Below are 25,372 nucleotides of genomic sequence, written 5' to 3' on the forward strand. Positions count from 1 at the left end.
TTTTTGCCGGTTTTTGTATTTTTGCCGGCCTTTATCGTGATCTGGCTCAAAATATTACACCGGTCTTTTTTTTATCAGATTGAAACATTGAAGGCTTTGTCGTACTTACCAATAGGAAGTATCATTAAGTTAATTCAATGAAATACACGCATTTAAAAGGGCTTAGTTTTGAGCGGCAGGCCTCCATCATCATGGATGAGGGTACCTGCATTTCCAGGGTGAATGCTGCGGATCTGGAAATTTCCCTCTATCGTTTGGAGGCAGATTATATTGAGGTCTGGTCCTGCCGCAAAAGTGGGAAGGTGAACCGTGTGATTGAAACCGCCTTTGAATTGATTGATCCCTGCCTGAAGCATTTTCTCAAAATCCACTCCAATTAGCCGTTAAAATAATTCTTCCTCCAACAGTCCTGATTACCTCGCTTTTTTCGGTTTAATTGTTCATATTTTAGAAAATATCTACATTATGAAGCCAATCATCAAGACCGAAAATATTTCCCGCCTGTATAAAATGGGGACAGAAATTATTTCAGCCCTGAAAAGTGTGTCCATTGAAATTAATAAAGGGGAGTATGTTGCTTTTATGGGACCTTCAGGTTCGGGGAAATCTACTTTAATGAACATAGTGGGCTGCCTCGATACGCCGACCGGAGGCAGTTATGAATTAAAGGGGCAGGATGTTTCCCATATGAATGAGTCAGCATTGGCAGAAGTTCGGAATAAAGAAATTGGCTTTGTCTTTCAGACTTTTAATTTGCTTCCCCGCGCGAGTTCTTTGGACAACGTAGCGCTGCCTTTGGTCTATGCCGGAATAGGTAAGAAAGAACGGGAGGCGAAGGCTTTAAAAGCCCTAGAAAGTGTGGGGTTAGGCTCCCGGGCTAATCATAAACCTAATGAGCTTTCCGGTGGACAGCGACAGCGTGTCGCTATTGCAAGGGCTTTGGTGAATGATCCCAGTATTATATTAGCTGATGAGCCTACCGGTAATCTGGATACCCGTACCTCCTATGATATCATGTCCATTTTTAAGGAATTGCATGATCAGGGAAATACCATTATTATGGTCACGCATGAGGATGATATTGCCCATTACAGCCACCGTATTGTGCGCCTGAGAGATGGCTTGATTGAAAGCGATATTGAGAATGATGATATCCGCGATCCGGCTTATGAAAAGTCTTTGTTGCCAGCAGAATAATCATTTTTATTCTATATAAAAAAACCTATTCCGATTTGGAATAGGTTTTTTTAGTTCCTTATGGTTTTTATTATCTACTGAAACCTAATACAGATCCTCCGCAATAGTTCTCAGAATCCTTGAAAGTAAAGGTAATGTAATAAATACCGGTGGCATTACAAGGGTAAGTGATACCCGGGTAAAACTTGCCGTTGGCATGGTTTGTCGCCACAAGTTTACGGTTGGAATCATACATGGTCACAATAATACCATCAACACCATTCTGTCCACAAACGTTGATGTAATACTTGGTGTCTTTACTGAATACATAGCTGTACTCTACTTTTTGTTTTGCACCACCCTGTCCATCAATTTTAAAGCTTTTTAGGAAAGTGAAGCCATCTTTCAGGGATCCTAAGCAGGTGTCCGTAAAACCATCACTGTTGCACTGGGCCTGGGCAGGAGAAACTGCGACTAAACCAAATGCTAAAAATAGAAATACAAATAATAGATTTTTCATAGGAAGGAACTTATTTGGTAACGTTAGCACGGATTTTTTGAGTTTCCGAACCGATTTTCGCCAAAATTTCAGGAGTTATTTTTATTTCAGTAGTGGAGTTGTCAATAATGACCATTTCTCCATCCACCTCTTTCATTTCTGGCTCATGGTAGGTATAAATAAACTCTACCTGATTGAAGGCCTCGATAAGTGGCTCAAAATCTTTTCTTAACTGGCCGATGTTAGGGTCCGAAGTTTTATAGAAATCCAAAAGGAGTTTTACCTGATCCAAAATGATTTTTTGCTCACCAATTTTATCGATAAGTCCCTGATTAGAAACGTCTGACTCAGCAACTTTCGTGGTAATGTGAAGCGCCTCAAGCCAACCACCGGTCAATAGTAAAACACTTAAATTTGCTCTCTTCTTCTGTTGAAGATACGCATTAATACTATTGAAGTTTTTAGTAGTAGTTAAAAGTAAAGAATCTAAATTACTACTATTAGTGGCTAATCTTTTGATTTCTTTAAAATTAAAGAATTGCCCAATATTTAATCCTTCGGAAAGCTTCTGAATGGACTGTAAATAGTAAATCGCATCCTGATTCTGTTCGTAGATGTTGGTATAACCTAGATCAGTACCGTAAATCCCTAAGTTAATCGCTTTTTGAAAGTCACTGTTATAGTTAGAAGTGGCTTTTGGATCATTTAAGAATTCATTGTTATACTTAACTCCCTGGTCTTTTAATAAGAAAGAAATTTCCAAGGGAGAAGGGATTTGCTGGATAATACCTTCAATCACGTCCTGAGATACTTCAGGAGCACTAGTTTCCTGTTGAGCTTCAAATTCAGCATCCAGGTTTTCTGTGTTAGGTTTTTTATCAGAGCACGCCCAAAACATGAAAGGCAAGAGTCCTAATATTAGTTTTCTCATTACAAACAAATTTATTGTTAAAGGTAATAAAAAAAAGTCAATTTGAAATATTTGGTGAAAAGGTTAATCAATACTACTGTGTCTGCTTGATTATCCTTCCGATTTCTTATTAAACTTTAGCTTGCCAAAACTATCAATTAATTTCAGCAATAATTCTTTATACAAGGTAAAATATAAACAAGCTGTCATCAGCCAGATAATCGCAATATTGAACCAGAAGGTGTCAAAATAAACGCCAAATAAATGCTTTTGCGGGGCAAAGAAATGGGTACGATAATCCAACGCATGCTTCGGGTTCTCCGGGATTTGGAAGATAGGGTCCAGCTGCTGAAGCAAATTTCCGTCATACTGTAAAATTCTATCCTGAACCGATAAGTTTCTTACCAAATCAGTAAGGCTTTCATTAGCGTACTCGTTTTTGAATTGATTCAAATCGTAGTTGGAGCCTTCAGCATTTTGAAGTTTATGCATATAGAACTCTTTCTTGGCTACTGCCTTATTAAAAAGTTCCAGGTAGTGTCCCTCTAAATGTTCGAGATAGTTTAAAATGATATCCTCAGTGCCTTGATTGAAGTTCTCCCGTTTCAGTAAAAGGTCTAAATCAATGTCCTCTAAGCCTTTTTGAAATTCTTCTCTGGCTAAGGCGTTTTTGATGGTGAGCAGATTGTGATCTACCTGAGCAATCTCGTCCGGTTTTTCACTGTTGATATTGTTTTTGATATACAATAATTCTGCTTTGATTTCCTTGATGAAATAGCTGGCCTTAAAATCAGCCTGTCGTTCCTGTTGTTCCATCGGGAAATATACTGCCTCATAGGCATTGTCCCGGAACTGTTTTACGGCCAGGGCTTCATAGGACCATCTGGAAACCATTACATCTGCAATCACGGGTACCTTTCCTTTGGTGGAAATCATTTCATTCATTTTTTCAAATGGGAAAAGTAGTCCACTTAATACCATTTGCGGAATGATCACCAATGGGATCAGGATGTAAACGGTTACGGCTGAATTAAATGCAGAGGAAATATTAAGTCCCAGAATATTAGCAAAACAGGCAACGGAAAACATCACCAGCCAATAGGGGAACAGCATTCCTTTTATTTCGAGAATCATATTACTCACTAATACAAAACCCAAGGCTTGTATAGCGGATAATGTGAATAGGATTCCGATTTTGGACATCAGGTAACTGTTCCAACTCAGGTTCAGGAAGGATTCCCGTTTTCGGATCTTCTTATCCCGGATGATTTCTTCCGCACTGACTGTGAGCCCCATAAACAAGGAAACGATTACCGCCATCATAATGAAGATGGGGATGTTCTCATTAAATCGATAAATATAGCCGGACAAATCCGGGGCTGATTTATATCGAATGATAAAGGCTAACACGAGTGCTAAAACCGGCGCTTCCAACAAATTGATAATCATATACTGTTTGTTGGAAATCTTGGCCAGCACATCCCTTTTGAGGAAAATGGCCGCCTGTTTCAGGTAGTTGGGGATTTTTAAGCTTTTTTGAGGTTTTTCCTTTACGTCCGCAATGCGGGCATGGTCGAAATTTTCCTCGTATTTATTTTTCCACTGAGTGGGGGTGATTTTTCTTTTCTTGGTGAATTCCCCATATTCGTCCACTACCCTCGCTTCAACGATATTGAATATCTGTTCCGGGTTCACATTCCCACAGGAAGGGCACTGCCCACGTTCAGCATCTACCTGATTGGTTTCCCTTTTGAAATAGTTAACCGCTTCCACAGGGTGTCCGTAGAAAATCTGATATCCACCCGTATCTAAAATGATCATTTTATCGAACATCTTATAGATGTCCGAGGAAGGTTGGTGAATCACCACAAAAATGAGCTTTCCTCTTAAAGACAGCTCCTTCAAAAGGTCAATCACATTTTCCGAATCTCGGGAAGACAAGCCTGAGGTCGGTTCATCCACAAATAAGACGGCCGGCTCCCGGATAAGTTCTAAGGCAATATTTAATCTCTTTCTTTGTCCACCAGAAATGGTTTTATCCAGGACGCTACCCACGCGCAAATCCTTTCTTGCCTCCAGTCCCAGGCTGGAAAGTACATCCATAACGCGCTGATGAAGTTCCTCTTCGGGCATATCATCAAAGCAAAGCTTGGCGTTATAGTAAAGGTTTTCGTAGACGGTAAGCTCTTCAATCAACAGGTCATCCTGCGCAATATAGCCGATCACCCCTTTAAGCTCTTCTTTGTCAAGAGGGTGGTTGAGATCCAGATTATTGATAGATATTTTTCCAGCGGATGGGGCATTGAGACCAGCCAATACATTGAGTAGGGTAGTCTTACCCGCCCCCGATGCTCCCATGATACCAATTAACTTGCCGGGGCCTTCTGAGATATTGATGTTTCTCAGACCAATATCACCATTAGGAAAGCGGAATTCCAGCTCATCCGCATTAAAAGAAAGAGCGGTCAGTTTATCTTCATGGAAAAAATTGCGGATTAAATCACTGTAGTACAGTGCAGCTCCTTTGGGCGTTTTAATGGTGCTTCCATTGGAAAACAAATATACTCCCCGGCCTTTCAATATGAAGCCATTGAGAATAATATCCTCATTGCCCACATATTTCACGAAGTACATCTCAACGCTTGGAATGCGAAGGAAATGCAAATAGCCACGGATATCCCCCTTGATGTGCTTGCTTTCTTCACTTTTGGCTGCTTTCGACATGGTCAGAATTGTGTCTATTTCTGAATTGTCGTCCTCTTCCAAAAGGATAAAAGCTTCACAGGCTTTGTATTCGTCAGCGGTTAGTTTAAAAACAGAGGAAACTGTATTGATAATTTCCATTCGCTGAGGGGATAAGTTACGGTCTGACGCAACCAATTCCAACAGCTTCATCAACACCACCACCTTTTGCTTTTGGGTGAGGGTTTTGTTAATTTTTTTGCAGATGCCAAGCGTCCTGACAGAATCCTTCATAAGAGTTCTGCGGGGTTTCTTTTTGACCTCTGTCTGCTCACTGGCAGTATCCTCTTCTTCCTCTTCTTTTTTACCATAGCCCACCAACTCATCATACATGGCGAGATAGTTGACTACCGTATCCTGATCTAATTCCTGTTTAAAAAAGCTGAGAACGTGTTGACGCTCTTTCTCTGTAACCCCGCCGTCTTGCTTGGTGATAATTGCAAAAAGCTGGGTGAGGGCTCTTAGTATCTCCTCACTCATAGGATTTGGTGTGTTGGGTTGATGTTAAAAATGCAGGATAAAGCTACCCTGCATTCTTGTTTCAAGCTAGTGTATATTAATACTCTTTGAATTCAAATTCCAGGTCCACCAATTCAGAGAATTCTTCCCCGGCCTCCTGCATATCTTCATCATCCTCCAGATAATACCAGTGGATTACCGTTCCCTCAATTTCCTCCAATGCCGACAGGACATCCAAAATTAATTTTGAAGAAGCCGTATTAAAATACTCCAACTTAAAAACAAACTCGGTTTTTGGGTTGGCGGCATTTTCATATTCACCGATCCAGTCCAAAATAGGTTGATAGAAACCCTGAGAATCTTCAGGAAGCGAGCGCCCTGAAATCTCAAAAATACCATTGTCCTTGTCTAGCAAGATTTTTGGGGTATCCTCTGTGCCTTCTAGGTTGATAATATTCATTTTTTTGAAATTAGTTTTCTTAAATTTTTTAAGCGCGTCTGATGCAGGTTTTTAGAGAGAAAAAAGAATAAGCATCATCCAAAGGTTTGAAGTCATAAGCTAATTCTTGACCGGATTTACGAGCCATATCCACAAAACCTAGTCCTGCGCCTCCTTTATCGGAGATAGAAGTGTTTTTAATAATCTCTTTATAAAGGCTTTTTAAACCTTCTTTATCTAGAGAGTTGATCTCTTCCAATTTGGATTTCAGGCCTTCCACAAATTCGTTTCGGATAGGGTTGCCGGAAGTGATCACGTATTGCTCATTTTCTTTTCCAATCATGAAAATGGCTTGTTTATTGGCCTCGTCCTCACCATGCTTTACAATGTTTTGCAAGCACTCGACCATTACGTTAAAAACTTTTCTTTTTGTACTCGATTCTTCTCCGATCGAATCCATATTCCTCTCAGCCATGGCAAGAACGGACTTTGTTATTTCCTGGGTAAATTCCCCCTCATAAACCAAAATCAGATTGTTCTCCAACATGGTCTTGTGTAGATCAAAAATGAATTTCATAGGATGAACGGTTTGAAAACAAGATGTATTAACAAATTTATTGATTAACAGTATTAATTTATAATCTTACCTAAAGTTTAAGATTTTGTCTTGAAATATTAAACTTTGAAGTAACTTTTATCCCATTAAAAGCGAATCGCCATTAACAAGACATCATCAGTCTGCTTATAGTCAGCCTTCCAGTCAACCCATGCACCCTCAAAGACTTTCTGCATTTCCTTCATCGGTAAGTTATGGTTAGTTTGAATAAGTTCACGTAGCCTTTTCGGACCGAATTTTCGGTTCAAAGGACCACCAAACTGATCAGGGAATCCATCAGAACAGAACACAATCAAATCGTCTTTCTGCATTTCTAATTCATGCGTGGTGAAGTCGGTCTGATTACGATAACGTCCTCCGCCAATAGCGAATTTGTTACCTTTGATTTCTTCCAATGTACCTTGGTTCACAAAATAAAGCGATCGATGCGCTCCCGCAAATGATACTTTATTTGTTTTTTTATTAATTTTTACAAGTGCCAAGTCCATTCCATCTTTACTCATGGAATCTCCTCTTTCCTGTTTTAAAGTCTCTGTAACTCCCGCATCTAACATGTCGAGGATTTTTCCCGGATCTGATATTTTCTGAGATTTTACAATATCATTCAGTAAGAAGTATCCGATCAGGGAGATCAACGCGCCCGGAACACCGTGGCCAGTACAATCCACGGCTGCTAAATAAACATCATCTCCAACCTCTGCATACCAAGGGAAGTCACCACTGACCACATCCTTGGCTTTGTAGAAGATCATGGAGTCCGGCAAATGTTTTTCAATGACCTGTTCGTCCGGAACAATGGCCCACTGGATACGCTTGGCATAGTTGATGGATTCCGTAATTTTCTTATTCTGATTTTTAACCTCCAGCTCAATTAATTTGCGTTCGGTAATATCATGAGAAACCACCAATACCGATTCGATATTTTCTTCTTCGTCAAATTCCGGAATACCCCTAAGCTGCATAATCCGCTCTCCCATTTTATCAGAAGGGAAGTTAATCTCCACTGCTTTTTGAGCGCCTATTTCCATTACATCTGCAATGATTTCATTGTATTTTGATGTAATGTTTTCAGGGATTTCGGCTTCTTCAAAGGACTTTTCCGTAAAGTCCTCCGGCGTTTTATCTGTATATTGCTCAATGGTCGGGTTAATATAGAACACCTTGCCATCCTGATTGAATCGGGTGATAAGGTCAGGAGAGTTTTCTGAAAGGGATTGCATTTTCGATCTCATGCGCTCCTCTTGCTCCGCTCTTTTTCTTTCGGTGATATCACGGTAATTGAATAGAAGTCCCGCAATAGCCGGGTCGTTCAGGTGATTATTACCGGTGGCCTCCAGCCAAATGGCTTCTCCATCTTTTTTGCGATACTCAAATTGCAGGTTGACCGCTTCGTTGGCATTATTAATCAGGTTAGTGAATTCCTGCTGTAATGCTGCGCGGTAATGCTCCAGTACTTTTCCGGAATCATTGGTGCCCTCCAGTTCTTCTGGTTTATAGCCAAAAATTTTGGTAACTGATGGAGAAACGTATTTGATATTTCCGTTGCGATCATAAATCGTAATGACCTCGGATGCATTTTCAAGTAAAAGCTGCATTTGTCGCTGCCCACGATTCACTTCGTCAATCTGCTCTTCCAACTGTTGGTTGGTGCGTTGCAGCTCTTCCTGGGTAGCCTGCATTTCTTCTGCATTTTGCTGAAGAATTTCCTGCTTTTCCTGTAATTCGTTGGACATCTTTCTGGATTCATCCAGTAAGCGTCTTGTGGTGGCGTTGACCTTGATGTTGGAAATAGTTCGGGCAATAATCACCGATATTTCCTGAACAAATTTTACGTCAGATGGAGAGAATCGCTCAAAACCGGCAAATTCGACTACGCCATAAACCTCTTCCTCTGTAATTAAAGGCACCACCAAAATACAGGTCGGTCTTTGATCACCAAGTAGTCCGGAGGTTACGGTAACATAGTCATAGGGAATCTCCGTCCTTAAGACAATGTCTTTCTCTGCCGCGGCCTGTCCCACTAAACCTTCCGCAAATTTGAAGGTATTTTTCAGGTATTTCTTTCTGTTGTAGGCATAACTGGCACGCATAGCGATCGTGCTTTTTCGAATATCGTCCTGATCGTCTTCTTTTTCAATGGTATAGAAGGCGCCCTGGATGGCGTTGATTTTAGCGCAAACAAACTGCACTATTTCATCTCCCAGTACATCAAGTTCATCATGAGAACGAAGGATTTCAGAAATTTCCGCCAGGCCATGGACAATGCGGTTTCGCTCTTTATCTCTGGCTTCTGCTTCCTGAATATTGTCCCGCATGTTGATCAGTGAATTTCCTAAAGAATCTTTATCACTGAGCGGTTCATAATCTACATCAAACTGTCCTTTTCCAATTTTATGGGCAAACTGAGCGGTTCTCTTTAGTCCGGAAACCAAATGAGAGACATCCTCGGCCATTAAACCAATTTCATCTTTGCCCTCCTGATCAATTTTTTCAGGCAACACGCCACTTCCTACCAGCTGCAGGGTTACTCTCAGTCGGTGAAGGGCTTGCGTTAGGAATTTGGAGAAGATGGTCGTAATGATAAGTGCAATAATGATTACTGCAATGCCTGCGGCAATAAATTGCCAAATCAGCCTGGTGGAATTGTTGTAAACCTCAGATTCATCAATCTTGGTGATAATCCCCATCCCCAGATTGGGGATTTCTGCCCAGCTGGCCAATACGCGATCCCCGGCATAGTCCGTTTGGTAGCCCGTCGCCTGTTGTCCTTTAATGGCCCACATATAATAGGCATGAGTGAGGTCTTCCGCATATATATCCTGCTGCAGTTGTTTTTTCAAAGGAGAGGCCAGGATGATTTTTTCCTCTTGGGCGTAAACGATAAACGATTCGCCGGTTTCACCGAGTTGATCCGAACGCTGAATGATATTGAATAACGATGTCGCATCTGCTTCAGCCAAAAGGGTGTAACGCTTTTCTCCTGCCTGAATCTGTTTTCCTAGCGTATAAACAGTCACTTTTCCTTTCTTATATGCAGGGCTGATCAGGCTTGGGGCGTCGATATTTGATAAAATAACACCGGTAGGATCCTCAATGAATTGATTGACTGCCGCTGCTTCATCTGAGGCCAAAACGATTCCCTCCGCGTCTACTAAATAAAGGTGAGTGAAAGTATATTTTGGGAGAATCTGTTGAATTTTACCCATGGACGGTAGGGAGTCCGTCTCATTTAATTTGTTTTGGACACTATTAGCGATGGTGGTGAGCCAGTTTTTTTGGTTGTTGACCAGCGCATTGATCTGTTCCGCTTTTAACTCGTTGTGCGTCTCAATCGTGCGGCTGAACTGCTCCTGGGTAGTTTTCTTGGATAGGCGATACCCTAAAAATCCCATTAAGCTCACAGCCAACAGCATCATGAAAAATATGATGACCGAGATTTTAGCGCCAAATTTTAAATCTTTTAACATGGTTGACTAGGGATTTTAAATTAACTTTTGGCTAAAGCAGCAGGCTTTGGCAATTGCTCTACCAGCTGATTTAATACATGATTGATGAAATCGATATCCTGAGAGGTGAAAGCAGTAAAGGATGCAATTTCCACCACTCCAAGCACCTGTCCCTCCGACAGAATAGGAAGTACTGCCAGTGCGGTAGGGTTAGACTCTCCCAGGCCTGAGAGAATTCTAATGTATCCTTCAGGAATTTTATTCAAATTGTAAGCCTGACCCTCCTTAATACATTGTCCAATAATACCATCTCCCTGCTCAATTTCGAATTTGGAAGATTCTCCCACAGAGAAGGCATAGCCAGCCTGAAAAATCGCTTTTTTGATTTCTTCCTGCTCTTCGATCAGGTAAAGTGCACCTTGGCCCGCTTCTAATTCTTTACATAATTTATGCAGTACCTTTTCAAGCCCCTCTTTTAATTGGTTGCTTTCATTGAATATTCGTTCCACTAATCCGCTGTCCCAATAGGTACGGTGTTGTTCTTCAGAGGCGATTATTTCTTCGCTGTTGTCTTCATCCGAGTGGCGGTCAATGTAAATTACCTGAGATTCCCCCGCATTTCTAATCGCACTGACATAAAAAAGCAAGGCGACTATGGTCAGGATCAGGTTGCCAACAATAATAAGTTGAAGGGGTAAAACTTCGGATTGAATTTGCGGTAGCTGATCCAATTGAAGGGTTTCCAGATTATTCATTAACTGGTCCGGAAGTAGATATCCGGTAACCGCCGCCACCAGCGAAATGACGATGGTGATGGAAGCCAGGGCTAATCCAAAGATGTTCCTTTTTTGCTGTTTCATGAGTTAAGCTTTTTGTGCAATTGGTTAAGGAAATCTATTATTTCATTTAATTTCAGTTCGTAATCCATGGGGGCAAGATCTAAGGCTGCTTGTGGCATGGTAGAAATCATGCATTCTTCCCGGTCCTGGACGATGGTCAGGCCGCCCTTTTGTTGAATCCTGGCCATTCCTATTCCTCCATCGCGATTAGCGCCGGAAAGTAAAATGCCCACCAGGCGATGCCGATAGGCATAGGCGGCAGTCCCCAGGGTGATGTCAATGGCCGGACGAGAATTATTAAACATTTCCTCTGTTGACAAGGAAAAGTAATTGCCTAATTCAATGGAAAGATGATAATTTGCCGGAGCCAGGTAAACTTGTCCCCGCCGAATACTTTCCTTATCCACCGGCTCCACAATGTCCTTGGTGCTTTTGAGCTTTAACGCTTCCACGAAGCCATTCCGGACGTGTTTTAGCCGGTGTAGGCACATAATGATAGGCAGGGGGAAATCTTCAGGAATCTGGCTAAGAATTTTGGTGATTCCCTGAAAGCTTCCGGCGGATCCTCCGATCACTACGGCTTTATAGTCAGAATTAATTTTGAAATTTCTCATGCAAAAAGATCCTTAGCCTTATTCTTTTATCTTTTTGTAGATCTTTTCCTCGTTGTTGACTACAATGAATTTGTTGGCGCTATCACACCAAATCAGGGATTCTTTGGAGCCCACACATAAATAACCGTAGTTGAAAAGGCTTTCATGTAATTTGTTCAGAACAGAATTCTGAAGAGACTGATTAAAATAAATCATCACATTTCGGCAAAGCGCCAAATCAAATTTATTGAAAACAGGTCCCTGAACTAAATCGTGAACGCGGAAGGTTACATTTTCTACCAAGGATGGATCCATGACCGCAAAGCCATCCTCCTCCTTAAAGTATTTGCTCAACTCAAATTTCCCCTGGAAGCGGATATAGTTTTTTTGATTGAGCTCCATGTTTTTGAGGGTATACTTCCCTTTTTTTGCTTTCTGAATAATCTCTTTATCCAGATCCGTGGCGAAAATACGCACTCTATCCAGGAGATTGGCCTCTTTTAGTAAGATGGCCATAGAAAACACTTCCTCCCCGGAAGAGCAGCCCGCATGCCAAATATTGATCGACTTGTGGTTAAGCAATAAGTTGGGTAAGACCTCATCCCGCAGTTGCCTCCAAAAAGAAGGGTCACGGAACATTTCGGTGACATTGACGGTAATTTCGCAAATGAATACTTCCAGAAAAGTAGGTTCACTTTCAATTTTTTCAATGAGCGCATCTACCGATGGCAAGCGATACAATTCCAGTATGCGTAAGATTCTTCTTTTAAAAGAAGACATCGCATAATTGGTGAAATCATAATTGCCTTTAGTCTTTATATATTCGGTTAATTTCCTTAGATCAGAAATTTCAATATCTAGTATCATAAAAAACGTTGGGTCGAGACAGATATTAATTTTGGTCAAAAATATTTTAAATTCATCCTATATAACGGATGGTAAAACAATTTTCTTCCAGTAAGTAATTAATCTTTATAAAATAGGTTGTTCAACCCCTGAATATAGGAGGACTTTTTAAAAAGTATTCTAAAAAATGAGTGAGAATATGCTGAGCTCAATAAAATCTCGATAATGTTAAAAATATAATTCGAATAGTTTAATTAACAATCTGTTTTTCGGACGTAATGTAATGGTGGAAATTACAACTGATCTCCCGAAAAGGTAAAGGGTAAAAGATCCCTGACGTTATTGATTTTTATAAATGTACCATTTCCATTCTCCAAAATCACCGCATATGGCTGTTGTTGCTTATCCTGATATTCGGACATCACTTGTCGGCAGGCTCCACAGGGTGTGACTGCCTGAAAGGCGGATTCCCCCGCTTTGATGGCGGTGATCATGATTGTTTTTATTTTGAGGTCAGGGTGATTGGCAGAAGTGGAGAAAAGGACGGTTCTTTCCGCACATAAGCCCGATGGATAGGCGGAGTTTTCTTGATTATTCCCACTGAAAATTTGTCCATCCTCCATTAATAATGCCGCTCCCACATGGAATTTGCTATATGGGGCATATGCGGACTCTGTCGCTTTTTGGGCGGCAGCAACCAGTTTTTGTTCTTCTGTTGGAAGTTCTTCAATACTGTTGAATACTTGATATTCAATAATCTGTTTTTCCTTCTGCATGTCTTAAAATTAATGGAAAAATTTAAGTATTATAAGGGTCAAGCGGACCGTAAAGCTATTAACAATAGGACAAAACCCAAAATACTATAATCTATGAATACGATTCTTTGCATTGGTGCGGGTAGATCTACCAGGGCCTTAATTTCATATTTATGTCAATTTAACAAAGCGGATGAGTTTCGCCTTATTATCGCCGATAAAAACCTGCAGATGGCGCAGGAGAAAATTACCCTTGGGGGTAAAGCGGAAGCAGTAGCATTGGATATTTTTGAGGAGGAGGCATTGGATCAGTTGGTTGGGGAAGCCAGCTTGGTCATTTCCATGGTGCCGGCCAATCTGCACCACCGGGTGTTGGAGAGCTGCATTCGCCAACGAAAGGATTTCGTTTCCGCCTCATATGTGACCGAGGAGCTTATGCAATATCAGGAGGCGATTGAAGAAGCGGGGATTTTGGTGATGAAGGAATGTGGGTTGGATCCGGGGATTGACCATATGTCCGCTATGCAGGAATTAGATGCGATTCGAAATAAAGGTGGTAGGGTCAATACCTTTGAGACCTTTACGGGTGGTTTGCTGGCGCCAAGCAAGGTGGAGAATCCGTGGGAGTATAAATTCACCTGGAACCCCAGGAATGTGGTATTGGCCGGGCAGGGCGTGGTGAAATTTCTACAAGAGGGGCGGTACAAATATATACCTTATAATAAGTTATTCAATCGTACTGAAATCATCTACATCCCGCAGTACGGTTATTTTGAGGGATATGCCAATCGGGATTCTTTGAAGTACCGGGAGGTATATGGCTTGCAGGACATCCAAACGCTTTACCGCGGAACCTTGCGCAGAGTAGGCTATTGCAAGGCCTGGAATGTTTTTGTGCAAATTGGGGCCACTGATGATTCCTATCAGATGGAAGGAGTTGCACATATGTCGCACCGTCAGTTCATTAATTCCTTTCTGTCCTATAATCCGGATGATTCCGTGGAGCTTAAGTTAGCCCATTACCTGAATATCGGTCTGGATTCGGATATCATGTATAAATTGAAATGGCTGGGATTATTTGAGGACGCCCTGGTGGGACTTGAAAAAGGGAGTCCGGCTCAAATTTTAGAACATATTCTCCGAAAGAAATGGACGCTGAATACGGAGGAAAAGGACATGGTGGTCATGTGGCACCGTTTTGTTTATGAGTTGGAAGGAAAGCTTTCAGAATACCATACACATATGGTGGTGAAAGGGAAAAATGCCAACGAAACCGCGATGGCAGATACTGTTGGCCTTCCTTTGGGAATTGTGGCCATTAATGTTTTGAATGGGAAAATTAAAACCAAAGGAATCCAGCGTCCGATTTCCGCTGAGGTTTATGAACCCGTGCTGAGGGCGCTGAAAGGTTATGGGATTACCTTTGAGAAGTCTTTGATTCATTAAGCAGGATTGGGGAGGGAAAAAAATTAGTTATAAATTCACGCAGGAATGGGGTAGATGTTCAATTTCTAACTCCTTTCGTTTGTTTTGGGTCAATTGGAGGTTCTCCTAATGAATGAAAAGCCCTCTGATTGCATGTGAGGGCGGTTTTCTCCTAAAGGGAGGTTTCTTTAAGAAGAGAATGTCCCAAAGCAAGCCGTTTTTAATCAGCCGCAAAAAAGGATATTTTTGTACAAGCAATAAGCTATGACAGTAGAGGACGCAAAGATAAGAATTGATCAGCTTAGTGAGCAGGTCAATTACTATAATCAAAAATATTATATGGAGGACAAATCCGAGATTTCAGACTTGGAATTTGACCAATTGTTAGCAGAGCTGGATCAGCTTGAAAAGCAATTTCCGCAATTCGCGGATCCTAATTCGCCTACCCAGAGAGTGGGGGGGACGATTACCAAAAAGTTTGATACGATTACGCATAAGTATCGCATGCTTTCTTTGGGGAATACCTATTCCGAAGAAGACCTGCGGGATTTTGACCAGAGAGTTCGAAAAGGACTGGAAGGCCAGGAGGTGGAATACATCTGTGAGTTGAAATTTGACGGGGTGGCCATATCATTGACCTATGAGAACGGGTCTCTGGTTTTGGGCGCTACTCGGGGAGATGGTACGCAAGGTGATAATATTACGGCCAATGCCCGAACGATCAGAACTCTTCCGCTGAAGCTGAATGCGGCGGTGCCGGAGCAATTCGAGGTCAGAGGAGAGGTTTTTATGTCCATTCGGGATTTTGAAAACCTGAATGCCAGCCTGGCCGAGAAAGATCGCTTTGCCAATCCAAGAAACACGACCTCCGGTACGCTGAAGATGCAAGATTCTTCCGTGGTGGCCAAAAGGAGACTGGATTGTTACCTCTACAGTGTGTTGGGGGAGGATTTGCCTTTCGAAACCCATGCAGAAGCACTGGAAGCCATTAAAGCATGGGGTTTCAATGTTTCGCAAACCTGGCAAAAATGTAGTACCATTGATGAGGTGTTGGCATTTGTTGCCAAATGGGAAGAAGAACGCAAGCAATTGCCACTGGAAACAGATGGAATTGTGATTAAAGTAAATAGTTATGCGCAGCAGCAGGAGCTTGGCTTTACCGCTAAATCTCCACGTTGGGCCATTTCTTATAAATACAAAGCAGAGGCCGCCTGTACACAGCTGGAATCGGTGAGTTATCAGGTGGGGCGCACGGGATCTATCACACCGGTGGCGAATCTAAAGCCGGTGAGCCTGGCGGGAACCGTGGTGAAACGCGCCTCTTTGCATAATGCCAATGAGATTGAGCGCCTGGATCTTCATGAAGGAGACTGGGTGTTTGTTGAAAAAGGCGGGGAGATTATCCCCAAAATCACAGGCGTGGCATTGGACAAACGTCAGGGAGCTAATGAAGTCCTGAAGTTTATTGATCATTGTCCGGAATGTGGAACGGAATTGATCCGTCTGGAAGGCGAGGCCAACCACTATTGCCCGAATACCATGGGCTGCCCTCCGCAGATTAAGGGGAAGGTGGAGCATTTTATTCAACGCAAGGCCATGAATATTGATTCTTTGGGAGAGCGTACCATCGATCAATTGTACCAAAAAGGGCTGGTCACCAATGTGGCGGATTTATATGATCTGACCCTGGAGCAAGCTCTGGAGCTGGAAGGCTTTAAAGAAAAGTCTGCGGAGAATTTGGTGAGTGGTATCGCGCAGTCCAAGGCAATGGCATTTCCGCAGGTGTTGTTTGCTATCGGTATTCGGTATGTCGGGCAAACGGTAGCGGAGAAGCTGGCCGATCATTTCGAAAATATGGACAACCTAAGGGCTGCAAGTGAAGAAGATCTGATTGCAGTACCGGAGATTGGAGAACGAATTGCAAAAAGTGTAATTGAATATTTCGGGGAACCGAAAAATATAGATATTGTGGAGCGCCTTCAGGCGGCAGGGCTGAAAATGCAAATTGAAGCGACTGCTTTTGAAGGAAATGATCGACTCGGAGGAAAGAGTTTTTGTCTATCTGGCAAATTTTCCACCAAGAAAAGTGTACTGGAAGATCTGATTAAGGCGAATGGAGGCAAAGTAATGTCCTCTTTTTCCAAAAAATTAGATTATCTTGTGTCCAATGCTGAAAAAGAGACCTCTAAAACGAAAAAGGCAAGAGAAATGGGGATTTCCATTTTGTCGGAGGATCAATTACAGGAAATGTTGGAAAATTAAACTATGCTTGGTTTAAAGGAGAAATTTATAAATCAGAAAACCAAAAACTTAATTTCAAAAAGTAAGGTAGATCGTGGAGGGATGAATTTCGAAAATGCGGAATTCGTTGCCATATTTTACACACAGACAAGTGAAAGTAAAGATGGTGAAATCCAAAAATTCTGCGATCAGCTTCAAAGGGAAGGTAAAACGGTGGAATTGATCACCTACATTCCCAAGCGTAAAGAGGAACATGCCGTAAAGATAGCATCTTTTTATGGCGATGAGTTCAGCTTTACAGGAGAGGTGAAGTCCGATGCTTTAAGAGATTTTCTCAAGAAAAAATATGATCTGCTGATTCATTGTGACCTGGAAAAGGATGCTGTTACTAAATTTGTGATGGCGAAATCCAAAGCGGTGATGAGGGTAGGCCGATATTTTGAAGAAGAGGCCAAACTATACGAGTTGATGTTTGTGCTCCGGGATGATGAAAAGCCGAGGCAAATGTGCGCGCTTTTTCATCAGTATTTGAAAGCCATACATTAATTAAAGATGATGAGGGATTTTAGTGGTACGGGTGTTGCTTTAGTAACGCCATTTGATGCCCAAGGCAATGTAGATTTCGAAGCACTAGGCCGATTGTTAGATCATACGGCAAAAGGAGGTGTGGATTATTGGGTGGTTCAGGGAACTACCGGTGAGTCTGTGACACTTACTCAAAAAGAGAAGCACGAGGTATTGGCTTTTATTAAGGCGAATAATCCTAAGAATTTACCTATTGTATTAGGTATAGGAGGAAATAATACCCATGTGGTTTTGGAGCAACTTCAGGAAATGGATTTGGAGGGAGTTGATGCCATTTTGAGTGTGAGCCCGGCTTATAATAAACCTACTCAGGAGGGAATTTACCAGCATTATAAAATGGTGGCAGATGCTTCTCCGGTACCGGTGATTTTATATAATGTTCCGGGGAGAACTGCCTCTAAAATCAAGGTGAAGACTACCTTGCGTCTTGCTGCTCATCCGAATATTATCGGGACCAAAGAAGCTACTGGTGATATTGGGGATGCTATCGAAATTGCCCGTAAGGCTCCTGCAGATTTCTTATTAATCTCAGGTGATGACTTATTGACTTTGCCGCTGATTTCTGTTGGTTGTAAAGGGGTGATCTCTGTTTTGGCGAATGCCTTGCCGGAAGCTATGCAGGCTATTGTGAAACCTGCCCTGGCGAATGATATGCAGGAAGCAGGAAAAGCAGTCCATCAGATTGCCGAAATTAACCCTTTGATGTATGCGGAAGCCAATCCTGTTGGGGTGAAGCAATTATTGAAGGAAATGCATATTTGTGAAAACCATGTGCGTTTGCCATTATTACCGGCGACTGCGCCATTGCAGGAAAAAATTAAAAATGCCTATTCCTCTTTTTTAGTCGTTGAGCATTAAGTCTATTGGTTTAATGCGAAAAATATTGACAAGAGCCTGCCCCTTTTGGGTGGGCTTTTTTTTATGATTTGGCACTCTCGCCTTCCTGTATTTTTTGCAGGTGGCAAATCGATAATTCCCCGCTCTGTTCATCGCGCAGGTGCATGCCATTTCCCTGGCAATAGCGGTGAAATTCACAATCTGAGCAAATGCCCTTTTTCGTCCAGCTTCGGTCTCTGAATACCTGATAGCGATTTTCCCAAACCTCTTTTAAATTGTCCTGATAGATATTGCCCTGAATAAAATTTCCTCTGAGATTCGGGCAGGCAGCAATGCTCCCGTCCACCAGAATGGAGGCAATATTGACCCCGGCCTTACAGTTAAAGAATTGGTCGCGTACTTTCCCCTCATAGCTTCCCAAAAATCCCTCGCAGCCATATTCCACCTGAATACGGCCCTCTTCTCTGAAGCGGACAATCTGATCGAATAAGGCTTTGAACTGAACCGGAGAGAGCTGCAAGGCTTCATTGTCTTTAGCTCTGCCGATGGGATAAATAGTGAAAATTCGCCATTTTTTGACCCCCTTGGCTACTAAGAGGTCTTTGAGTTCTTCCAGCTGATGGACATTGTTTTGGTGCACACAGGTTGCCACATCATAAAGAAGGTCTTCGGTTTTGGCCAGTATTTCAATGGCCTTCACCGCCTTTTCAAAGCTTTTGGAGGAGCCCCTCAGCCAGTTGTGTCCCTGTTCCAGCCCATCCAGACTTATGGTTACTGCCCGAAGACCTGAATTCAGAAGGCTTTCCAGTTTTTTTTGAGTCAATAGTGCGCCATTGGTTACTATTCCCCATGGAAATTCTCTTTGGTAAAGTTGTTTTCCGATTTCAGGCAGGTCTTTTCGCATGAGGGCTTCTCCGCCGGTAAGCACAATCATGGTTTTGTGAGCATTAATGGTGCCTTTTAATTGATCCAGAGCCCGAAAGAAATCCGCCGAGGGCATGTCTGCCTGTTTGCTATTTTTAGTACAATCACTTCCACAGTGAATACAGGCCAGATTGCAGCGGAGGGTGCATTCCCAAAACAGGTAATTGAGGGTGTGAATCTGACTGGCATTTTGTTTCATTTTTTGGAAAACCTTTAATGCCAGTTTTTTTCGAAATCCTAGTGAGCGGACGGTCATTCAGCAGCTTCCTCCTTTTTCTTAAGCGGAATATTGATTTCTTTCTCTATTTTCCCCAAATACCAGTTTCCATCTCCGTTCTTAAACTCTTCATCGGTTAGGGAAATCAGCGTGTCCAGCTTTTGGTACTGGCCTGTTTGCTTGGGGTTAAATTCTTCAAAGCGAAGCAATACTTCCGTGGCGGGGAGATCCCGGTAATTCATGACATAATCGCCATTATCCTCATTTTCCACATAAACATAACCATTGTTAGTGCTTACCTTAATGCCGGAGACGCTTTCGCCAGTTGCTGCATCAGTGATTTTACCGCTAAACTTAAAGTCGGCAGTAGGGGTCCCGTATTCGGCGACCGTACTGCTTTCACATCCCATTATACTGAAGCCGAGTAAGCCAATGAGTAAGGAGTATAGCCGGTTAAAAAGTTGAATTGACTTTGCTTTCATTTTTCAAAGGTGTTTTTTTAAATATAAGAGTCGTTCATGCTTAATTATTTGATTATTATCAGCTTGTGGATTGATCTTTAGGCTGAATGCCCCATGCTTAAGCCGGATTATTCATCCTAAAATCTTCGTTTTGTGGTTAGGCGGAAAAAAAGGAAGAAATTTTTCCTATTTCAAGCTTTTTCGAACGAAGCAGATGAAGGAGGAGACAGCCAGCTAGCCCCAATTTGGGCTATTAAAAAATCAGTCGACACGAATGTACTACATTGATAATTAGCTAATTAAAGCAAGTTCCTGAATCTGGCGGTGAATAATTCGGGTTAGTTTATAAGGTTGAAAATAAACCACTTAATCCGATTCTCTACTTTTAGCGGTGAATAATTCGGGTTAAAATAGCAGTGAGGGTGGCTGGAATGGTTTATTAATGAGCTTGTTGGTGGGCTAGGTGGAGCCGGTTGATGCATCATTTGGCTATTGGAGGACTTGTTGCGTGTAACAGCCTGTGGTTTTATTTCATGAGCGAAAAGTTTTCTCTTTCCTAATAGTCCGTTTACTTTGTAATATGAGAGAAATGATAGTTGCTGGTGCAGCATTAAATCAGACTCCAATGCAATGGGAGGAAAATGTTGCCAACATTAAGCGCGCGATTCGGGAAGCTAAGGATGCCAATGTGAAAATATTGTGTTTGCCGGAGCTTTGTATCACAGGTTATGGATGTGAAGATTGGTTTTTGAGCGATTGGCTGGCCGATAAGGCATTGTCCTTTTTGCCGGAAATTGCAGCAGAAACGGAGGGTATTGCTGTTTGTGTTGGTTTACCCATGTGGAAAAAGGGGAAGCTTTATAATGTGGCGGCACTGATTAATGAGCAAGAAGTGGTGGGCTTTTATGCCAAGCAGCATCTGGCCAATGAGGGAGTGCATTATGAGCCTCGTTGGTTTACCGCCTGGCCGGAAGGCAAGCAATCTTCCATTGAATGGAATGGCAGGCACTATCATTTCGGGGATGATTTCTTCGAGGTACAAGGCCTGAAAGTGGGCTTCGAAATCTGCGAAGATGCCTGGGTGGAGGACCGTCCGGCGAAGCACTATTTTGAGCGTGGTTGGGAATTGGATGTCGTATTGAACCCTTCCGCTAGTCATTTTGCCTTTGGGAAGAGTTTGATTCGGGAAGATCTCATTGTGCCGGCTTCCAAGCAGTATGGTTTCACTTATATTTATGCTAACCTTTTAGGGAATGAAGCCGGTCGAATGATTTATGATGGGGATATTTTCATTGCCCAGCAGGGGAAATTATTGCAGCGTTCTTCCCGCATGTCTTTTAAAAATGTGGATTTAATTACCGCCAAAGTGAATTTTGACGGGGAGTCCGAGCAGCCGGAATTAAATCCGGATCCTAAGGATAAGAATACAGAATTCATCAAAGCGTCCTCCTTGGCGATGTTCGATTATTTGCGCAAAACATGGAGCAAATGTTTCGTCCTATCTCTGAGTGGAGGAGCGGACTCTTCTACCTGTGCGGTTTTGGTAGGAGAATTAGTACAAAGAGGTTTGCGGGAGTTAGGGCTGAAGCGCTTTTTAGAAAAAATCCATCGGGAAGATTTATTCCCGGTATTATCTCAGTTAAAGGGAGACGATTTACGCACAGCCTTAGGCAAAGAGGTGTTGGTGACGGCTTATCAGGGTACGGTCAACAGTTCTGATGATACCTTCAATTCTGCCAAGGCACTGGCCGAAGAAATTGGCGCCAACTTTCATCATTGGTTGATTGATGAGGAGGTGAACTCCTATACTGATAAGGTGGAGAAAGCTTTGGGGAGAAAGTTAAGCTGGGAGCAGGACGACATTGCGCTGCAGAATATTCAGGCCAGATCACGAGCTCCTATCATCTGGATGCTTACTAACGTGACCGGTGGATTGCTTTTGACCACTTCCAATCGCTCCGAAGGAGATGTGGGCTATGCGACTATGGATGGAGATACCTCCGGTTCCATTGCACCGATTGCCGGCGTGGACAAGTATTTCGTGTTGAACTGGTTGCAATGGGCGGAGGATACATTGGGTTACCAATCCCTGAACCATGTCAATAACCTGAATCCTTCTGCGGAATTACGTCCGCTGGAAAGGGTGCAGACTGATGAGGATGATCTGATGCCTTACTTCGTGATACAAGCCATTGAACGCTTGGCGATTAAAGAACGAAAATCGCCACAGCAGGTATATCAGGAATTATCTGAAGAAGCATTGGAGCCGGCAGATTTGCTGAAGCTGCATATTACTAAATTCTTTCGTTTATGGTCTCGTAATCAGTGGAAAAGAGAGCGGATTGCTCCCTCCTTTCATTTGGATGATTTTAATGTAGACTCGCGTACCTGGTGCAGATTTCCCATTATCTCAGGAAGTTTCCAACAGGAGCTTAAAGCGTTGGAAAATTTACCTTAAGGCAAATTATTCTCCGCTAGAATTAGGGGATCGCGCAAAAGCCCTAAATATCAGTGTTTTTTGGTGATTTCCTGATTTTGTAGTAGGCCGGATGGGGGCAAGTTTGTTTGCTCCTGATTCCTCTGCTTCTTTGGAAAAAACTTGTATTAAAAGACGATCTCTTCATTTTTTCCGACTTGCAGCTAAGTAAGGATTGAAGCATGAATAATTCGGCTTAAAGTGGAATAGTTGCCATTGTTTTTTACTTTTACCGAATCGAAGTCTTTTACGATTATTATTTTTGAATAATACTTAACGCTTTTTTATATGTTATCAAATTTGATGGGCTACATCTTATGGTATCCCTCACCGGAAATTTTTCCAGGATTATCTGATGTGCCGGTTTTAGGGCATATTCGCTGGTACGGATTATTATTTGCTTTAGGCTTTGTGGTAATGCAGCAGGTAATGATTTACATTTTTAAGATGGAGAAACGTCCGCTTAAAGATATTGAATCCCTGACCGTACATGCCGTTTTAGGAACCATTATCGGTGCCCGCCTGGGACATGTGCTTTTCTATGAGCCGCAAAATTATCTGCCACAGCCCTGGAAAATATTCATGATCTGGGAAGGTGGACTGGCTTCTCACGGGGCTACGATCGGTATTTTGGTAGCTATCTGGATCTATGCCCGCAAGCGAAAGGATCAGCCATTTTTCTGGGTGATTGACCGCATCGCTTTAGTAGTAGGAATCGGGGCCTTTTGTATTCGCACAGGTAATTTGATGAACTCTGAAATCATTGGTTTGCCCACAGATTCCCAGCAGGGTGTCGTATTTGCTCATGATCCACAGCGTGCTTTGGAGAGATATCAGGGCATAGAGGAGGTGAGCTTTTCTAAAGGAAGTTCGGAGGAAATGGCGGCAGCACCTCAGGATAAAGTGCCGGTCGATATGCATATTACCTTTGCCAAAGGGCTGGATGAGCAGGCGGTGCGTAAGTTTACGGAAAAAGACCTCAAGTACATGCTGACCAAATACGATTATGTAGCGGAGCACATGTATCAGGATCCTGCAGCACCAATGCAATACCGACTGAAACAAGAAGGAGGCCTTTGGACTGCTGATGTGAAGGTATTGGGTATTCCACGCCATGCCGGTCAGGAATATGAGGGAATTTCTTCCTTATTACTATTCTTTGGCCTATTCTTCTATTGGAAGAAGCGCAATGTCAATATCCCCAACGGGCAGATTTTGGGTATTTTCCTTACCATTTTGTTTTCCCTGCGATTCATTTACGAATTTTTCAAAGAGAATCAGGTGCCATTTGAGGATACGCTGCCTTTGAATATGGGACAGTGGTTGTCAGTGCCCTTTATTTTGATGGGATTAGCGATTTGGCTCTTGGCCAATAAGAAAAAAGGATTGAGGTTACCAGGAGAATAATCGCTCCGATTTTATGATATTGCGGACTGGTGAATTTCATCAGTCCGCTTTTTTGTACGCAAAACATTAACTCTTGAAAAGTAGGTTATTCTTTTTCATTTTATGCTTTACCGGGCTTCCTCTGATCGTGCTTGCGCAGGAGGATAAAGTGGTGCGGGTGGGCCGCATACTGATTTTGGGGAATCGCAAAACGCAGGCAGAAATCATTTTAAGGGAATTGGATTTTGCGGAAGGGCAGGAGGTCAATTATCAATGGCTGATAAACAACCTGAAGCAAAATGAAGACAAATTGATGAATACCTCTCTTTTCATCACCACCAAAGTGGAGGTGCTGGAGGGAAATGCCTCCTCAGTAAATGTAGTGGTGAGGGTGAAAGAACGTTGGTATACCTGGCCATTGCCGGTATTTTCATTGGCGGACCGAAACTTAAATGACTGGGTAGAAAACCATGGTGCTGATGTCAGTCGGTTGAACTATGGTATTCAGTTTCGGCAGGAAAATATCAGAGGTCGGGGAGAGGAATTGGGAATGGTGGCACAATTGGGCTATACCCGTAGGTTCGGCATTTATTATAAGATTCCTTATTTGAATGAAAAGCAGAATCTGGGGACTAAATTAAAGTTCAACTACCGTCTGAATCAAAATTTACCGGTTAAAACAGAAGACCATAAACGGGTATTTCTGGATGCACAAACCCCCATTCAGGAATGGTATGAGGTAGACTGGATGTTTACGGTGCGAAATGGTTTTTATGTTCGCCATGAAATGGGCGTAAATTATAACCACCGATGGGCGGCAGATACCATTTTGCAGGAGAATCCGCACTATTTTGCCAATGATCGGAAGGATCAAAGGGTGTTTGGTTTATACTATACCCTGCGGGTGGATCATCGTGATTTTCAAAATTATGCCACCGAAGGAGACTTTTTCTATTTTAATGTGCAGAAAAACGGATTGGGCATTTTCGGGGATGTGGATCAGTGGGAATTCCTGGGAAGGTATTCCAAATACTGGAAATTACCCAAACAGTTCTATATCTCCACTTTAGCGGCAGCAAGTCTGTCTTTTCCCGCGGAGAATCAGCCCTATACTCATTTAAATGGCCTGGGTTTTCGTCCCTATGATATTCGGGGCTATGAGCTCAATGTGATTGAGGGGCAGCACTATTTTCTAAACAAATGGGATTTTAAGAAACGGTTATTGGCAGGTACGTATGATTTTTACCCCATCACCCAGATGAGTCAGTTTAACGGTTTGCCATATGCCTTTTATCTGAAATTTTTTGGCGATTATGGATATGTGAAGAATTATCCTCAGTATCAGCAGAATAGTAGCTTGACTGATGAGATTATTTACTCTTTCGGCCTTGGGCTGGATATGGTGGCCGCCTATGACTTTGTCTTTCGTCTGGAAGTTTCCTATAACTCCATGCAGCAAACTAATTTTGGCTTTGCCTTTTTATCGGCCATTTAAACCAT

The 25,372-nt window shown here is 42.4% G+C and carries 21 protein-coding genes; 9 read left to right on the plus strand and 12 right to left on the minus strand.

Translation table 11 applies throughout. The features are described from left to right. The first annotated feature begins 137 nt into the window (after positions 1-137). Together AAA970_RS04415 and AAA970_RS04420 are read left to right on the plus strand one after the other, a co-directional pair. Complete coding sequence (locus AAA970_RS04415) at positions 138-380, plus strand: hypothetical protein (RefSeq protein WP_053404181.1); 243 nt, start codon at positions 138-140, stop codon at positions 378-380. 85 nt (positions 381-465) lie between these two features. Continuing rightward, positions 466-1,197 (plus strand): ATP-binding cassette domain-containing protein, encoded by a 732-nt coding sequence (locus AAA970_RS04420; protein WP_060685709.1) that lies wholly within the window; start codon positions 466-468, stop codon positions 1,195-1,197. A gap of 70 nt (positions 1,198-1,267) precedes the next feature. On the opposite strand, the gene AAA970_RS04425 is transcribed toward AAA970_RS04420, so the two are convergent. From AAA970_RS04425 to cdd, 10 genes are all read right to left on the minus strand, one after another. Further along, the gene (locus AAA970_RS04425; protein ID WP_053404183.1) at positions 1,268-1,696 is read right to left on the minus strand and encodes a hypothetical protein; all 429 of its coding nucleotides are present in this window, start codon (positions 1,694-1,696) and stop codon (positions 1,268-1,270) included. A gap of 10 nt (positions 1,697-1,706) precedes the next feature. Continuing rightward, the gene (locus AAA970_RS04430; RefSeq protein ID WP_053404184.1) at positions 1,707-2,606 is read right to left on the minus strand and encodes a hypothetical protein; all 900 of its coding nucleotides are present in this window, start codon (positions 2,604-2,606) and stop codon (positions 1,707-1,709) included. Between the two features lie 90 nt (positions 2,607-2,696). Then, on the minus strand, positions 2,697-5,807 hold the full coding sequence (locus tag AAA970_RS04435; RefSeq protein ID WP_338236108.1) for an ATP-binding cassette domain-containing protein: 3,111 nt from the start codon (positions 5,805-5,807) through the stop codon (positions 2,697-2,699). Positions 5,808-5,883: 76 nt separating this feature from the next. After that, on the minus strand, positions 5,884-6,246 hold the full coding sequence (locus tag AAA970_RS04440; protein ID WP_053404186.1) for a DUF1987 domain-containing protein: 363 nt from the start codon (positions 6,244-6,246) through the stop codon (positions 5,884-5,886). A gap of 28 nt (positions 6,247-6,274) precedes the next feature. After that, entirely contained in the window at positions 6,275-6,802 is a 528-nt protein-coding gene (locus tag AAA970_RS04445) for a SiaB family protein kinase (protein WP_053404187.1), read from the minus strand. Positions 6,803-6,927: 125 nt separating this feature from the next. Further along, the gene (locus AAA970_RS04450) at positions 6,928-10,308 is read right to left on the minus strand and encodes a PAS domain S-box protein (protein ID WP_338236109.1); all 3,381 of its coding nucleotides are present in this window, start codon (positions 10,306-10,308) and stop codon (positions 6,928-6,930) included. Between the two features lie 20 nt (positions 10,309-10,328). Beyond that, positions 10,329-11,147 (minus strand): GAF domain-containing protein, encoded by an 819-nt coding sequence (locus tag AAA970_RS04455; protein ID WP_053404189.1) that lies wholly within the window; start codon positions 11,145-11,147, stop codon positions 10,329-10,331. Then, positions 11,144-11,740, minus strand: a complete 597-nt coding sequence (locus AAA970_RS04460) for a chemotaxis protein CheB (protein WP_053404190.1) — start codon at positions 11,738-11,740, stop codon at positions 11,144-11,146. Before AAA970_RS04460 ends, AAA970_RS04455 begins: the two co-directional genes overlap by 4 nt. An 18-nt stretch (positions 11,741-11,758) precedes the next feature. Then, a complete protein-coding gene (locus AAA970_RS04465; protein WP_053404191.1) occupies positions 11,759-12,586 on the minus strand; it encodes a CheR family methyltransferase in 828 nt (275 codons plus the stop codon). Positions 12,587-12,858: 272 nt separating this feature from the next. Next, positions 12,859-13,341 (minus strand): cytidine deaminase, encoded by a 483-nt coding sequence (cdd, locus tag AAA970_RS04470; protein ID WP_053404192.1) that lies wholly within the window; start codon positions 13,339-13,341, stop codon positions 12,859-12,861. 93 nt (positions 13,342-13,434) lie between these two features. Between cdd and AAA970_RS04475 the strand changes: the two genes are divergently transcribed. From AAA970_RS04475 to dapA, 4 genes are all read left to right on the plus strand, one after another. Next, positions 13,435-14,766 (plus strand): saccharopine dehydrogenase family protein, encoded by a 1,332-nt coding sequence (locus AAA970_RS04475; RefSeq protein ID WP_338236110.1) that lies wholly within the window; start codon positions 13,435-13,437, stop codon positions 14,764-14,766. Positions 14,767-15,009: 243 nt separating this feature from the next. After that, complete coding sequence (gene ligA / locus AAA970_RS04480; RefSeq protein ID WP_338236111.1) at positions 15,010-17,007, plus strand: NAD-dependent DNA ligase LigA; 1,998 nt, start codon at positions 15,010-15,012, stop codon at positions 17,005-17,007. A gap of 3 nt (positions 17,008-17,010) precedes the next feature. Then, entirely contained in the window at positions 17,011-17,532 is a 522-nt protein-coding gene (locus tag AAA970_RS04485; RefSeq protein ID WP_338236112.1) for a DUF6913 domain-containing protein, read from the plus strand. A gap of 6 nt (positions 17,533-17,538) precedes the next feature. Next, positions 17,539-18,429 carry a 4-hydroxy-tetrahydrodipicolinate synthase gene (dapA, locus tag AAA970_RS04490; RefSeq protein WP_053404195.1) on the plus strand — a complete coding sequence of 297 codons (891 nt, stop codon included), beginning with the start codon at positions 17,539-17,541 and terminating at the stop codon, positions 18,427-18,429. Positions 18,430-18,490: 61 nt separating this feature from the next. Here the strand turns inward: dapA and AAA970_RS04495 are convergent, their stop codons facing one another. Together AAA970_RS04495 and AAA970_RS04500 are read right to left on the minus strand one after the other, a co-directional pair. Beyond that, entirely contained in the window at positions 18,491-19,588 is a 1,098-nt protein-coding gene (locus AAA970_RS04495; protein WP_338236113.1) for a TIGR04133 family radical SAM/SPASM protein, read from the minus strand. Continuing rightward, positions 19,585-20,031, minus strand: a complete 447-nt coding sequence (locus AAA970_RS04500) for a radical SAM-associated putative lipoprotein (protein ID WP_338236114.1) — start codon at positions 20,029-20,031, stop codon at positions 19,585-19,587. Before AAA970_RS04500 ends, AAA970_RS04495 begins: the two co-directional genes overlap by 4 nt. Before the next feature lie 559 nt (positions 20,032-20,590). Between AAA970_RS04500 and nadE the strand changes: the two genes are divergently transcribed. From nadE to AAA970_RS04515, 3 genes are all read left to right on the plus strand, one after another. After that, positions 20,591-22,468 (plus strand): NAD(+) synthase, encoded by a 1,878-nt coding sequence (gene nadE, locus AAA970_RS04505; RefSeq protein ID WP_338236115.1) that lies wholly within the window; start codon positions 20,591-20,593, stop codon positions 22,466-22,468. Between the two features lie 306 nt (positions 22,469-22,774). After that, a complete protein-coding gene (lgt, locus tag AAA970_RS04510; RefSeq protein ID WP_060685721.1) occupies positions 22,775-23,893 on the plus strand; it encodes a prolipoprotein diacylglyceryl transferase in 1,119 nt (372 codons plus the stop codon). A 73-nt stretch (positions 23,894-23,966) separates the two neighbouring features. Next, entirely contained in the window at positions 23,967-25,367 is a 1,401-nt protein-coding gene (locus AAA970_RS04515; protein ID WP_338236116.1) for a BamA/TamA family outer membrane protein, read from the plus strand. Positions 25,368-25,372 lie beyond the last annotated feature (5 nt).

It is taken from the genome of Persicobacter diffluens (genome assembly GCF_036244895.1).
Classification (GTDB): domain Bacteria; phylum Bacteroidota; class Bacteroidia; order Cytophagales; family Cyclobacteriaceae; genus Persicobacter; species Persicobacter diffluens.

What these genes read in the sequence shown, in the direction of transcription:
- AAA970_RS04415 (WP_053404181.1), top strand. Translation starts at nt 138, where the DNA reads ATGAAATACACGCATTTAAAAGGGCTTAGTTTTGAGCGGCAGGCCTCC.
- AAA970_RS04420 (WP_060685709.1), top strand. Translation starts at nt 466, where the DNA reads ATGAAGCCAATCATCAAGACCGAAAATATTTCCCGCCTGTATAAAATG.
- AAA970_RS04425 (WP_053404183.1), bottom strand. Translation starts at nt 1,696, where the DNA reads ATGAAAAATCTATTATTTGTATTTCTATTTTTAGCATTTGGTTTAGTC.
- AAA970_RS04430 (WP_053404184.1), bottom strand. Translation starts at nt 2,606, where the DNA reads ATGAGAAAACTAATATTAGGACTCTTGCCTTTCATGTTTTGGGCGTGC.
- AAA970_RS04435 (WP_338236108.1), bottom strand. Translation starts at nt 5,807, where the DNA reads ATGAGTGAGGAGATACTAAGAGCCCTCACCCAGCTTTTTGCAATTATC.
- AAA970_RS04440 (WP_053404186.1), bottom strand. Translation starts at nt 6,246, where the DNA reads ATGAATATTATCAACCTAGAAGGCACAGAGGATACCCCAAAAATCTTG.
- AAA970_RS04445 (WP_053404187.1), bottom strand. Translation starts at nt 6,802, where the DNA reads ATGAAATTCATTTTTGATCTACACAAGACCATGTTGGAGAACAATCTG.
- AAA970_RS04450 (WP_338236109.1), bottom strand. Translation starts at nt 10,308, where the DNA reads ATGTTAAAAGATTTAAAATTTGGCGCTAAAATCTCGGTCATCATATTT.
- AAA970_RS04455 (WP_053404189.1), bottom strand. Translation starts at nt 11,147, where the DNA reads ATGAAACAGCAAAAAAGGAACATCTTTGGATTAGCCCTGGCTTCCATC.
- AAA970_RS04460 (WP_053404190.1), bottom strand. Translation starts at nt 11,740, where the DNA reads ATGAGAAATTTCAAAATTAATTCTGACTATAAAGCCGTAGTGATCGGA.
- AAA970_RS04465 (WP_053404191.1), bottom strand. Translation starts at nt 12,586, where the DNA reads ATGATACTAGATATTGAAATTTCTGATCTAAGGAAATTAACCGAATAT.
- cdd (WP_053404192.1), bottom strand. Translation starts at nt 13,341, where the DNA reads ATGCAGAAGGAAAAACAGATTATTGAATATCAAGTATTCAACAGTATT.
- AAA970_RS04475 (WP_338236110.1), top strand. Translation starts at nt 13,435, where the DNA reads ATGAATACGATTCTTTGCATTGGTGCGGGTAGATCTACCAGGGCCTTA.
- ligA (WP_338236111.1), top strand. Translation starts at nt 15,010, where the DNA reads ATGACAGTAGAGGACGCAAAGATAAGAATTGATCAGCTTAGTGAGCAG.
- AAA970_RS04485 (WP_338236112.1), top strand. Translation starts at nt 17,011, where the DNA reads ATGCTTGGTTTAAAGGAGAAATTTATAAATCAGAAAACCAAAAACTTA.
- dapA (WP_053404195.1), top strand. Translation starts at nt 17,539, where the DNA reads ATGATGAGGGATTTTAGTGGTACGGGTGTTGCTTTAGTAACGCCATTT.
- AAA970_RS04495 (WP_338236113.1), bottom strand. Translation starts at nt 19,588, where the DNA reads ATGACCGTCCGCTCACTAGGATTTCGAAAAAAACTGGCATTAAAGGTT.
- AAA970_RS04500 (WP_338236114.1), bottom strand. Translation starts at nt 20,031, where the DNA reads ATGAAAGCAAAGTCAATTCAACTTTTTAACCGGCTATACTCCTTACTC.
- nadE (WP_338236115.1), top strand. Translation starts at nt 20,591, where the DNA reads ATGAGAGAAATGATAGTTGCTGGTGCAGCATTAAATCAGACTCCAATG.
- lgt (WP_060685721.1), top strand. Translation starts at nt 22,775, where the DNA reads ATGTTATCAAATTTGATGGGCTACATCTTATGGTATCCCTCACCGGAA.